This window comes from Fischerella sp. PCC 9605, from assembly GCF_000517105.1.
GTDB lineage: Bacteria > Cyanobacteriota > Cyanobacteriia > Cyanobacteriales > Nostocaceae > PCC9605.
In genome coordinates this window covers 127020-139639 of sequence record NZ_KI912154.1, presented here as the reverse complement: position 1 = coordinate 139639, position 12620 = coordinate 127020, and the positions used below count along the sequence as shown (strand labels likewise).

11 protein-coding genes and 1 pseudogene are annotated in these 12620 nt (G+C 38.9%); 11 read left to right on the top strand and 1 reads right to left on the bottom strand.

Annotated features, from left to right (window positions below; genetic code table 11):
- Window positions 1-692 precede the first annotated feature (692 nt).
- The 6 genes and pseudogenes from FIS9605_RS42105 to FIS9605_RS46900 all read left to right on the top strand — a co-directional run bounded on the left by FIS9605_RS42105 (window position 693) and on the right by FIS9605_RS46900 (window position 7679).
- Window positions 693-1914: pseudogene (locus tag FIS9605_RS42105) on the top strand (IS630 family transposase).
- A 158-nt stretch (window positions 1915-2072) separates the two neighbouring features.
- Window positions 2073-3218 (top strand): site-specific integrase, encoded by a 1146-nt coding sequence (locus FIS9605_RS0134665; RefSeq protein WP_026736567.1) that lies wholly within the window; start codon window positions 2073-2075, stop codon window positions 3216-3218.
- 162 nt (window positions 3219-3380) lie between these two features.
- On the top strand, window positions 3381-3566 hold the full coding sequence (locus FIS9605_RS0134660) for a hypothetical protein (RefSeq protein WP_026736566.1): 186 nt from the start codon (window positions 3381-3383) through the stop codon (window positions 3564-3566).
- 130 nt (window positions 3567-3696) lie between these two features.
- Window positions 3697-6867, top strand: coding sequence for a DUF3854 domain-containing protein (locus FIS9605_RS0134655; RefSeq protein ID WP_026736565.1), 3171 nt, complete (start codon window positions 3697-3699; stop codon window positions 6865-6867).
- A gap of 14 nt (window positions 6868-6881) precedes the next feature.
- On the top strand, window positions 6882-7397 hold the full coding sequence (locus tag FIS9605_RS0134650) for a hypothetical protein (RefSeq protein WP_026736564.1): 516 nt from the start codon (window positions 6882-6884) through the stop codon (window positions 7395-7397).
- Window positions 7398-7538: 141 nt separating this feature from the next.
- Entirely contained in the window at window positions 7539-7679 is a 141-nt protein-coding gene (locus FIS9605_RS46900) for a GIY-YIG nuclease family protein (protein ID WP_155960670.1), read from the top strand.
- A 160-nt stretch (window positions 7680-7839) separates the two neighbouring features.
- Here the strand turns inward: FIS9605_RS46900 and FIS9605_RS0134645 are convergent, their stop codons facing one another.
- Window positions 7840-8028, bottom strand: coding sequence for a hypothetical protein (locus FIS9605_RS0134645; RefSeq protein ID WP_026736563.1), 189 nt, complete (start codon window positions 8026-8028; stop codon window positions 7840-7842).
- Between the two features lie 170 nt (window positions 8029-8198).
- Between FIS9605_RS0134645 and FIS9605_RS0134640 the strand changes: the two genes are divergently transcribed.
- The 5 genes from FIS9605_RS0134640 (at window position 8199) to FIS9605_RS0134620 (ending at window position 12311) form a co-directional block, all read left to right on the top strand.
- Window positions 8199-8690, top strand: coding sequence for a BRO-N domain-containing protein (locus FIS9605_RS0134640; RefSeq protein WP_026736562.1), 492 nt, complete (start codon window positions 8199-8201; stop codon window positions 8688-8690).
- 1 nt (window position 8691) lies between these two features.
- A complete protein-coding gene (locus FIS9605_RS0134635; protein ID WP_026736561.1) occupies window positions 8692-9105 on the top strand; it encodes an endonuclease domain-containing protein in 414 nt (137 codons plus the stop codon).
- Between the two features lie 800 nt (window positions 9106-9905).
- Complete coding sequence (locus FIS9605_RS0134630; protein WP_026731327.1) at window positions 9906-10610, top strand: hypothetical protein; 705 nt, start codon at window positions 9906-9908, stop codon at window positions 10608-10610.
- Window positions 10603-11355 carry a hypothetical protein gene (locus FIS9605_RS0134625; RefSeq protein ID WP_026736560.1) on the top strand — a complete coding sequence of 251 codons (753 nt, stop codon included), beginning with the start codon at window positions 10603-10605 and terminating at the stop codon, window positions 11353-11355. The genes FIS9605_RS0134630 and FIS9605_RS0134625 overlap by 8 nt, the downstream gene beginning before the upstream one ends.
- Window positions 11355-12311, top strand: a complete 957-nt coding sequence (locus FIS9605_RS0134620; protein ID WP_026736559.1) for a hypothetical protein — start codon at window positions 11355-11357, stop codon at window positions 12309-12311. Before FIS9605_RS0134625 ends, FIS9605_RS0134620 begins: the two co-directional genes overlap by 1 nt.
- Window positions 12312-12620 lie beyond the last annotated feature (309 nt).

The window sequence follows — 12620 nt, the reverse complement described above, 5'->3', positions numbered from 1 at the left end:
AGAAATAAAGTAATCTGGTTTCGTGCTAGTTCCTGGCATCAAAAATCATCCCAATCTTATAATTTTGAAATAAAGAATTTTATTTTGCGATAATAAACTTGCTAAGTTTAGATGTAATAAGGTTTGAAATTAAGCTATTAATTTTTCCCCTACCGATTCTTTCTAAGATTGTGCAGGACTTTAAGTAAAAAATCCTTGTATGGCAGGATTTTTGACTCTAGGATATATGAAATTTGTATCATGTTCATAACCTCAATGTTGACAAGTTTAGCAGGTTCAGATGTAATAAGAAAAGATGCCTGGTTTGGCATAAATAACAAGCTGTTTTTTATAAACACAAAAAATAGATATTTTAACATAAATTAAATTAAAAAAAATCTTGCAGATTACATCCAAAGCATGTATGTTTGTATTTGCAAATAGCAAATTCTAATACTAAATAACGGTTATGCATAATTAAATTTGGCTGATTATGCGTTATTTGTATCTGTTTTATGCTATTAGCACATATGGTACTTTCTGGTGATGCGTTTAGTGCATCCACAACCAAATCCATTATTAAATTGCTTATATTTCAACTCGTAGAAGACAGACCCCTCAAAGTTGGGTTGATGAAGTACTAGTGGTCTATCGCATTAATTTTGCAGGGTTAAAATCGAAACAGAGAGTTGAGCGATCGCAAATAATAGGCTATGCCAAAAAAGCACATAGTAAAGCTGACACAAGAACAGCATCAACAGTTAGTTGAAATAGTGAAGAAAGGAAAAGCAACGGCGCGAATGATTCGTCGGGCGCACACTTTACTCATGGCTGCGTCAGGTGAAACTTCTGGAAGCGATCGCCAAAATTTTACACATAAGTGTGCCAACAGTGGAAAGGACGCGCAAACAGTTTGTCCAAGAAAATTTGAAAAATACTTTAAGCGAGCGTAAGCGTCCTGGAAAACTACGTAAGCTAACTCCAAGGGCAGAGGCATTTGTGATTGCTACCACTTGCAGTCAGCCACCAACAGGACACCAGCGTTGGACATTACAATTGTTGGCAGACAAGTTAGTTAGCCTAGAAATAGTAGACAGTGTTAGTGCTGATACAGTAGGACGCATACTAAAAAAAACGAACTTAAACCTTGGTTAAAAGAACAATGGTGCATCCCACAAGTTAGTGCAGAATTTGTTTGCTGTATGGAAGATGTACTGGATTAGGTTGCTCAAAGTGTTGACCCAAAACGCCCATTAGTATGCTTCGATGAAAGATTGTGTCAATTAATTAGGGATGTTCATCAACCGCTTGCACCAACACCAAAAACAGAAAATAAACCCCCAATAGTGGAAAAAGTTGATTACGAATATGAACGCTTTGGGCAGTTGTAATTTATTCGCCTTTTTTGCTNCATATTTANGATGGAGGCATATTAAAGTTACTCAACGAAGAACTAAAATTGATTTTGCTAATTGTATGAAAGAATTGGTTGATATTCATTTTCCAGATGCAGAACTAATTCGATTAGTAATGGATAACTTAAATACTCATACAATCAGTGCTTTATATGAAGCGTTTGAGCCCAGGGAAGCAAGGCGAATTGCCAAAAAATTAGAGATTCATCATACGCCCAAACATGGTAGTTGGTGAGCCAGCGCGCTCCAAAGGGGGTCCCCCCATGTAGACGCCCGCAGGGTGGCTTCGGTGCAGGGTGCGACTGGCGAACCCGAAGGGTTAAATATGGTTGAATGTGAGTTATCTGTACTTGTACGCCAATGTCTTCAAAGAAGAATTCCCGATACCAAAACTTTAGAAAAAGAGGTTTCGAGTTGGGAATGTGAACGTAATAGAAACAAAGTTTGTGTGGATTGGAGCTTTCGTACAGAAGATGCAAGAGTTAAGCTTTCAAATATTTATCCAACCCAGCAAAATTAATGCGATAGACCACTAGTATTTAAATACTTTTTTGGGGCTTATGTGCAAAAAATTCAATCCGATAGTCGCTGACCTTAAGACCAACCTGCGCTTCTACAACAAGAAATACCTAAGCAAATAATAAGGGTACAGTCACAGTTCACTAAGGTAGGTGTACTGTGGTTGAAAATCGAAGATTTACAACTGGGGCTTTCCAGCTTAAACGACCCAAAATCAAAAAACCGCCGTTGCACAAGGTGCGACCACCAAAAGTAACTGTTGAAGTTATAGGTAAAACAATCCGACTACGATTTACCTACAACAAAAAACAACTAGCTTTTTATGTTGGATTAAAAGACAACGACTGGAATCGCAGAAAAGCCCAAAAGATAGCCAACATAATAGCTAGAGATATAAAAAATAATAATTTTGATGAATCTTTAGCCAGATATAAAGAACCACAATATACGGTAGAGATTCTGGATTTAGAACAACTATTCATCAGATTTATAGAACACAAATCTAATGAAGTGGCTGTTGGTACACTTCATAAGTACACAGCTTTACTGGGGCAAATAGTTACTGTTGGAATTGGCGATCGCTTACCAGATGAATTAACAGAATCAGATATCCAGAAACTAGTAAAACATTTGAGTTCAAGCTGTGACCTGAGAAATGTAAAAGAAAGATTGTTTTTAGTACGAGCCTGCTTGAGGTGGGCAGAGATTGAAAATATTCATTTACAGGTAGCTATAGAAGCCATTAAGCCACATCCGAAGCAACCAGCTAACCCTTTTAGTAAAGATGAAATCAGAAGGATTCTAGAAGCTGTAGAGCAGACTAATCCCCACTACATTCACTTTGTTAAATTCCTATTTCTGACTGGTGCTAGAACCGGAGAAGCTAGAGCGCTTAAGTGCAGACACATAACCGAATCATACATATGGTTTGGCGAATGCTTGACACATAGGGAAAATAGACCAGCCAAAAATTACAAAGCTCGAACTTTCCCTATCACCGAACCTATAAATTTATTGCTGGAACAAATGCATCGAGGTGGGGATAATGATTATGTTTTTCAAACAGTAACAGGTAAACCAATTCATGAAACTATCTTTGCAACTGATGTTTGGAAACCTGCTTTAGAGAAAGCTAATGTACCTTATCGTAGACCCTACAATTGCCGACATACCTTTATTTCTCATTGCCTTGCGGCTGGGATGACACCTATTGAAGTCGCTCGACTTGTTGGGAATTCTCCTGCTGTTATTTTTCAAAACTACGCGAATATAATCGCTCCTCCTAATGTTCCCCAATACTTTTGAAAAACAGTTTTTACTCCGCCTCTGAACAATATGTCAGCATACTGTAGCTATTTATCTACCAACGTAAGAATAAGCTTTCCAGCCTGATTTTTTCTACGAAGTATTCCTATCCATTTTTGTGGTTTTGATAGAGTTCACATATGGAGGACAAGATACAAAATTATGCCATTAACAGTAGAAGCAAGAAAAGCACAGTTATCGTTAACTATCGATCCAAAAATCAAAAATTTTGCGATAGTTCAAGCAAAAAAAGAAAACAGAACTGTGAGTAATTTATTTGAGACTGCAATGAAGCTTTATCTCGAAAAGGAACATATAAATCCTTTTGATTTAGAACAAACAAACTAACAACAACCCAGCTTTTAGTTTCCGGCTTTAGCCCAACAAAATCGAGTCGTTCCTACCATTACGTTAAACAAAAAAAATGCCAGTCAGTTGGTAGCTGCTGGCAGTGAACTTTCATTCAAATTGCAAAAATATGAAATTAAATAACTCAGAATCTGTAACAAATAATAACAATCATAAGAGTGACACTCTATCAGAAGTTGGGAACGGTAAAGAAATGTCTAGTTTCTTAACGGAGAATGAAGAAGTGTCTACTGCATATCAATATAATACATCTGAATCTACTTTAGCAAGTGATAGTGAAAAAGATTTAGATGCTCAAGCAGAGTTAACAGCCGGAAGCATTGATATAGAAGGTGATTATGACTCTGAAAATAATTGTGAAGAAATAGAGTCCAAAATTAATGATAAGCCTGTAGAGGAAAATCAGCCAGAGGGTATAAGCCCTGATAATACAGGTGTTTATCCTTCTGAAGAAAATGAGAGCGATCGCCAAAAGAGTAAAATAAAGGATTACCCAGCTTGTGAGTTAGAGAGATATAAATGTCCAAATAATATTGCACAGGCTAATTGGATGGAATGGTTGTCCTCAAGCGTAGACCCAGAAATAATCAAGAGGAATGTCACAAGCTATGAGGATGATGAACATAAGCAAGTCTCCGCTCTTTTGTGTCGGGAGTACACAGACAAAAGGCTAGGTGGTGGTTGGGGAGTAAGCGGTATTCATCCACTTACAGGAGAACGTACAAATGAATCTCTTCAGATAAAACCGCCAAAACCAATTGAGTATGCGGATAGACCTAAACCACTAAAATATATCAGCCGCACAGGAAAAACACTAGCCCCTCTGTTTTTAGAAGTACTAGAGACTAACTACTGGCATAGAGTTTTTGACGATACCACTATTCCTTTATTTATTACAGAGGGAGCTAAGAAAGCAGGTGCTTTACTCACAGCAGGATTGGCAGGAATTTCCATAGGTGGTGTCTGGCTGGGGCGAAAGGACGCTATATTGCACGAATGGATAAAATACTTTACTAAAACAGGGAGGAAAGCTTATCTCTGTTTTGACAATGATGTCATACAGAAAGAGCATGTATTCAAAGCTCTCAAGGATATAGCGAGAATATTAGTAGCAGAGGGCTGTCTAGTTTATGTTGTTGAGATACCAGAGGGGGACGCTAAAGGCGTGGATGACTACATAAGCGCACATGGAGAGGATGCGTACAAAAAACTGATTGATGATGCCGCCACATATGAACAATGGCGCAAGAAGATGGATGCAGTTTTCAAAGCTGCGAAGGTCAAAGATGAAGGGGAAGAAACCACCAGAAGGAAGAGAAAGGAGATACCAGCGGCAGATGTAATTGCAGCAGAGATAGCCGAGGACTACGTTGATAGGTGGGCATTTGATTGCGATCGCTCAAGATGGCTTCAATATGAGCTAACGAAACCTGGCGTATGGGGAAGCGTCACAGAACACTATATTGAATGTCAAATTCAATTCATTCTGGACGCCAGAGGTATAACAGAATTCGGGACTGACGCATATATCAGAAATATTTATAAGTTTCTACAACGAAGGTTAACCATCTTCGGCTGGAAATCATCAGAGGGTATACTTCCTTATTTAGATGGAATTCTGCATATATCTACTGGGAAGTTTGAACGCCACCGTCCTGGAAACAGACTCACGTGGAGTTTAGATAGGAAGTACCAAGATGATGAGCATCAAGATTTTCCGGTCATACTTAATTGGTTGCAAGAGACTTTTTCTAGTGCTAAGGATTTACATGTAGCTTGTTGTTTTCTTGCTGCTGTTCTACGGCAAATGCATGAATTAGAGGTATTTCTTTTTCTTTATGGTGAAGGGGGTACAGGTAACTCTACTTTTGCATCATTAGCAACGATGCTCGTAGGGGAAGAGAATGCATGGAGTGGAAAAATTCAGCAGATAGATGAGCCAGCGCATGCATTTGGGTTAATAGATAAAATCCTCGCTGTTTGTGATGACCAAGACCCAGTTACAAAGAAAGAACTAAACTCATTTAAATCTATTACCGGTGGTAGACCCATAACGGTAAAGAGGCTGTATGAGAATCCTTACTTTTATGTTTTTACAGGACTTCTTCTCATCACCTCTAACTTCTTAGATATTTTCCCTGGCACTGGTCTTCAAAAGTGGTTAAAGAGAAGGATGATTGCGCTAGAAACAAAAAACTCGCCTAAAAAGATAGACATCCACTTATTGAAGAAATTTGAGCCGGAAATAGCAGCTTTCACTAAATTTCTCTTATCTTTATCCATTGAAGAAATTACTAATACCCTTAAGCCAGCTAACTTCAATGACAGCATAGTGGATTTAAATACCTGGAAAGCCAGTATAGCTTCTGAGAGTATAGCTGCTTGGGTAGAGGAGAACATAATCTTTGATAAAGAGAGTTTTGTCAGAGTTGGGAGAAATAAAGATGAGTGGCAATCAGGTGATTACGACCCAACAGTTAGCACACTTTTTGGCTCTTATGGTCACTACTGTAGAGGAGGTGGTCTGCAATCCAAGGCTATTAATAAATTTAGTACTGGACTAGCTACGTTATTTAAGTCACTAAACTTGGCGGAAGTCACGCATGATAGAGATCGTGATGGTGCTTTCTTTAAAGGTATCCGTCTCAGGAAATTAAATGAGCCAACTGAGCAACCTTATATTTCTGATTTGCTGTCAGGTACTTGTGACGAACCTGTGACGAACCCTGTGACAGACTATTGTGACGAGCCAAACCCTTGCAGTGACCGAAGTGTAAGCACTTTTCCTAAAAATCAGAAAAATTTTGAAGAAAAGTTAGAAGAGGTTCCAGCAAAATCTGAACAAAAAAATAACTTTTTAGAAAAATCCCCAAAGTTCCGTCACCAAGGGAGTTTCAAGTCTGTCACAGATTTAAATCCTGGTGATGTGGTGATGGTCATAGATGAAGAGGATAAAAATAAAGGTAAAGCCGGGATAGTCAAAGAGATGGAAGGTGAAGGGGAGCTAGCAATTGTAGTTGTAGAGATTGAAGGTAGCGCAGAATACCTCTATGCTCACCAGCTTGATTTTGTTGGTAGTTCCAACCAAAGCCTTGGGGTTGATAATGACGTCCACGGTACACTATTAGACTTTGTGGCTAGAAGTAAAGCTTATTTGATGGGTGCTGAGAATGCTGAGAAGTTATTGCAGAATGAATCTCAGCCCACGGATTTGTTAGGGAAGTTGATTACTGAGCATCCAAGCAAATCAAAATCAGAATTATTCCACCTTAGAGATTAGTAATAGGAGGACATATGAGTAGTCAAGAGTTATTCGGTGAATTAATCAGTAAACATACAAACGAAGAGAAAATATATCGATTATCAGAGTGGGTGTTTTTGTATTATGAGATGAACGCAGAAACAGCCAAAGGTTATCTAGCTTATGTGGAGAAAATTAAAGCTGCTAAACGCCCAATGATTATAGCTACACAGGGATTTGGTTGTGATTACTATGTTGTAGAGTACAGGTGTGAGAAAGAATTAACCGATAGACAATTAGACATAATTGAGGAGTTGTTTTCTAGGTTGTTTGATTCTTTTCGATATCCGGGGTTTTGTGGGGATTGTAGAGATTGGGATACTTATGATTTTGATAAGAATTACGGATTTATTTGTGTTCGTGCACATCATCCTAAATATCATTTACCAAGTATGCTTGGTTTGAGGGAAGTAACTGATATTTTGGTAGATGTGTTGCATAAAAACAGTGATTTCGACTTATTAGGATATCAACCCAAGATTCATAGGAATTGGTTCTCAATTAAATAAAGTGTTGTACTGCATCTACGACCAACAAAACCAGAAAGTAAAGTTAGGTATTTCTAAAAATCCCAGCTTGAGCAAGCAATTACAAACAGCGAATGCCTCAAAGCTGCAACTCCTCTGGACATTTGAACCCTGCGATCGCTCATGTGGTTGCACTATGTGCGACTGGAACAACGACTACACCAAAAACTTAATCATTACCGTTGTCGGAAGAATTCAGAATGGTTTGATTCACGTGTACTCCAGTGGTTAAACCCAATTAGTATCTACTCTGTTCTACGTTAGCAACCTCTACAATGTCCTAAGCGATTCTAGAGGGTGTAGGTACAACAGTTGCACATAATGCAACCACATACGTCCAGCCCCGAATAGACGCCTTCCTGGCGATTACAGAGGTGGTAGATTCTCATTTAAAGCTGCAAGTCTCAATAAAATTTAGGCATGCCTAACCAGCTTTAGCTATTTGTTCACCCAAGGCTAAAGCGGCATGAGCATCGACTGGAATATAGTGTTTATTTTTATTTCTTTTGAACACCCAGCTTGAGGTATCGCCATTAGTATAAGTTAGGATAGTAAGCCGATATGGGTGTTTCTCATAGGTTTTGGAACATCCGGCATCTTCAATTAACTTCATTTGTAGTTTTCAGTAGTACAGTACATATACTTATTCTAGAATCCCGGCGATAGACTACCCCTCAGAGCCTATAGCTGGGATGTTTTTTTTGTAGTTATATTTTGGTTATCAGTCTTACCGTATGAGCAAAATCGTTGATATAATAGGATTTTAAAGACAAAAGACTTCAAATGATAGATGCAATAATAGAGGAATTTAAACAGGCAGGAGCTAGATTTTTTCTGACACCCACTAATGACTTTGAAGTGGTTGCGATTGATCTAGCAGAAATTTTGGGGTATTCCAATCCGGAAGAGATTTTAAATATAGTTTCCCCTGAAAATATAAGGGTTCGGGAATGCCGTGTGAGCATAAGTGGCTCTGGGAGAGGATTACGCAAAACAAGGAGTTATATCAGAAAACAGTCTTTGACCTTTGTGACCGAGCCTGGATTCTATGAGATTCTCTTGAGAGTGCAGCACCCAAAGGCAAAAGCATTTCAAAAATGGGTGTTTGAAGATGTACTACCTAGCATTAGGAAAACTGGTAGTTATGAGGAAAAGCATCTGACAGCTCTCGAACGTGCAGAGAGGTATTTGGAATATCTAATGGCAATGGATGAAAACAGGAGAAGATTAGAGGCACTGCTGGTGCAGCCCGATGCTATCACGGTAGATTATTGAGATGGTAAATAAAATCGTGTTTGGGGGAAACTCAACGAGCAAAGTCAAGAGATACAAAAGTCAAGCTTATAGAAAAGAATATCAGAAGATACCTGGGCAATATTGGACGTATTATGAGGAGCGCCTAGGAGAGGCATTAAAGGCAAGAGGGTATAAAGTGGTAGCCAATGAACCACTGCTGAAGTATGCGTTTGTTCCAGACCTTCGTATCTGTGATTGTTTGGTCATAGAATGTGATGGACATCATCATCGTACCCAAAGATGGACTAAGCGTTACGACGCTGAACGTGATAGAGTCATTAGACGCATGGGCTACCGAATTATTAGATTTTCTAACGACAGAATTTATCTAGAACTGGGTAAATGCTGCGATTTAGTAGAAGCTCGACTCAAACAAATGGGGTATGGTGGTTAATCTCAAGCTGGTGAGATTATCTATTCCTGTTCATATGCTTATCCAGCCCCTCTCTGATGTGGATGTACCCCGTACATCTGTGGCAATACTTCTGAAATACTGCTTTGAAACAACTATTCTCATCTACTCAAAGCTGGATAATCATAAGCTGGTAAAGCATTAGTATGTCCTATACTTGTGTTCTCTCCAGCTATAAGCAAGCTCAGCTTTATATTGCATAAATTTTGTAGATGAAATGCAGTACAGAAAATCTCTGGCTATCCCCCCATATGCCTACTTTTGTACAGCGTATGCATACATAAATATTTCCAGCTTTGGGGGCAGCTATACTCATCTGACCAAAGCGGAATAATTTAGTTGTAATAGCTGGCAGGCATGCTATTGCAGAGTTCAAGAATACGGTCGATTACTTGAAAACGTTAATTAATTGACATTATTACAACATACTACATATAAGCAATCTCAGCAGCTGAATTCACTGATATACATATGAATCACAATGATTACAGAGAATATCCATATGCAACTAATTGCATATAGACTCGTAACTTCATAACAATAAAAGTTGATATATTAATATGCCCTAGTAGGGGATACATGAGAGATATATGTGCAGTGAGAGTTTCCAGCTTATCCCTATGGATATTTAGAAGGATAAGCGGATAAATAGGATTAATCATAGATTTTTGTCTATGGATAAAGCTGAAAATCAATGACTGGCAGCATTAAAGGTAAAACACTAGTGATGATAGGATATCCAGCAGCTAGACTGTTAATAGTTAATTAACTAATATTAAGAGATGGCATATCAAGACAATACGACTGGTGGATGTAGGGAAAGCAGAATTTCAGCGATATTGCCGGATGATGACGATGACGAAACACTAGAGGGTGTTTGGATAGAGCCAGCTCAGGGTAAATCATCTGCGGAGCCTGAGCAGTTAGATTATGGCTACGTTCCAGTTGTACTGGGGTACAACCACAGTAAAACACCAAATCAACTGTTAGCTGACCTCTATGAGAAAACAGGAGAATCACCTCTGCTTCCCAGCACACCAGCATTGCCGGTGAAAGCAGATGGGTCTAGACATTTAAGAAGTCCAGCGCAAGTACTGAGAAGCTTTCAAATCAAACTTGGCGATGGTAGTGAATCAATATTTCCTAATCGAAGTGATTTTGAAATAGTCAGCTATCGAGGTCAACGAATGACTGTTGCAGAGGCTAAACATCTGCATGAGCAGGAATTGGATAACAACCAGCAGATGAAGACCTTATTAAATCCTCGAAAACAGGCATTAGCAGAACAACAACAGAGATTAGCAGAGGAAAACCAGCATAAGCTGGGAAATCCACAATCAAATCAATTAATGCAAGGTATTGATTTAGCATCACCTGAACAACTCCAGCATTTAGCTGAGAAAGTAGGTTTTTTAGATGCGATCGCCGCTTTGCAACAACAGGTTTCAGATTTAACCGCAAAGCTGGAGGAACGTAGAGATGCCTAAAACTCGTATGTTCTCTTCTGATGAAGAACCAAAAGTTAAAGTCGAAATGACTTCTGTTTCTTATGACTTGCCAGATTATTTGTTCAATGCAATAGAACAACAAGTTTTAAATTCAGATGCTTGGTCAAATTACAAAATTCAGAAGATGCGTCGAGATGATTTCAGTGAAACTGATTTCATGCGCGCCTCATCAACAGCATTGAGGAAACAACAATTAATTGGTGAACAATTAACTAAAATTCTGCAAGAGTTAGTGGATGATGTTTCTTCTTTAAATCCAGCCAAACCGGCTGAACGTCTACACAGAAACGAATGGTATAGCTACCACGAAAACCACCACTACAATGTCATCATTAATGGTTTTGATGCAGATGGTAATGTTCAATCAAAACAGCCCAGCATAAGGGTTACGCGAACTTTTTTGAGAAAGTACATAGATTTTCCGGATAATTTAACATCCCAAACACCAATAAAACCCGGTGGTTTAAATTCGATTCATCAAGCTAGAACACACGTATTGCTGGACATCCCTATGGAATTGTGTTCTCAAATCAACGCGATCGCAAATGACTTCCAGCTTACTGGTAGTGATGTTTGTTCACAGGCGGTAGAGCGGCATTTTAAGAAGCAAGAGCTAACAAAAGAACCTGTACAGGTTAACAGTAATCCCAATGCAGAGAAAGTATTAGCAGCGTTTGACAGATACGAACGAGAAGAGCAGCTGAAGTGGAGGAAGACGAAATAATGTCTGAACAATTAGATAATACTGCCGCTATTTCCAGCACTACTATAGGTGCGGCTAGAGGGGCATATAAGACCGATGATAGTGGTGAACGTGTCTTTGTAACCCAAGGTGAATTGGATAGGCTGGAAGGTCAAAAAAAACCTTGGTACGCAGATAGATTAGATGAAATACGAAGTGAAATTTCTGATGACCCCAATACCAAATATCTCAATGCTCAACCTATTGTGGTTGATGATGGTACCGTTTATTTTCCAGCCACAGGAGAATATCAAATACATGACCCCAATAAAGTCTCTGAACGTACTTGGACAATCTTGCAAGGCATAGAGAAACACCAGCTTAAGGCAGAGTTGGGCATGAATCCTAATAGGTATGATGAATACCAAGCGGCTCAGGTATTATCTGGTGAAGTCATAACTCCAGCAGAGATGGGATACGACCAGAGAGCGGCATACCAGTTAATTCAATCAGCAAAGAGAGACCCTAAATTCCTTGAGTATTTAGAAAACGTCACGGCTGAGGAGCTTGACCAAGTAAAACAATCATTTACAGAGGAACAACATAAGTGGTTTGGCAATGCAGCTAGACAATTTGGCGCGCATGTGGATGGTGGTTTAGTTGATAAAGCAGGATTAATTGCAGCGATCGCCCACTATAAATTATTTCCAGAGTCTCGACAGCAACAGATGCAAGGGATGCATCCACAACAAGCTCAATCGAATCAGCAATACCCGACTACTGTTTATGAGAAAGAACGATATCTCTCAAGTCAATGGGGTGTTGGTAAAGATGAAATTCATCGCCGGGTAAATATCATTTCTGAACTGGCAGCTTTGGCTGGGAAATCAATTGAATCCATTTCTTTATCTGAAGCTGTCGGAATTTGGAATAACTACGAATGTGGTGGATATAACTCTCAACTGCAACAATTAAATAGAAGGGATTTGGTCTATTGATATGGCTACATTTGACAGAATTGATAATAAATGGGCTATTAATCAACCACCACCAAGAGATAGAGACTCTGTTGATATTAAGAGATTATCCTCAAGCTGGAAACTCAGATACCTAACTGTTGTGGATGTTCATAGCTCTGTAGCTGGAAGTGTTAGTGAGTTTAGTGTTTAGGTTAGGAATTATGGCTGATTTTTCTGTTTACATGGAAAACAATGAAGATGTTGTTTATGAAGGAGAAATCGCTAAAATAACAAGACTCTGGGATACGAATAAACTACAAACATCTGGCATTGATTATTGGGGTTATC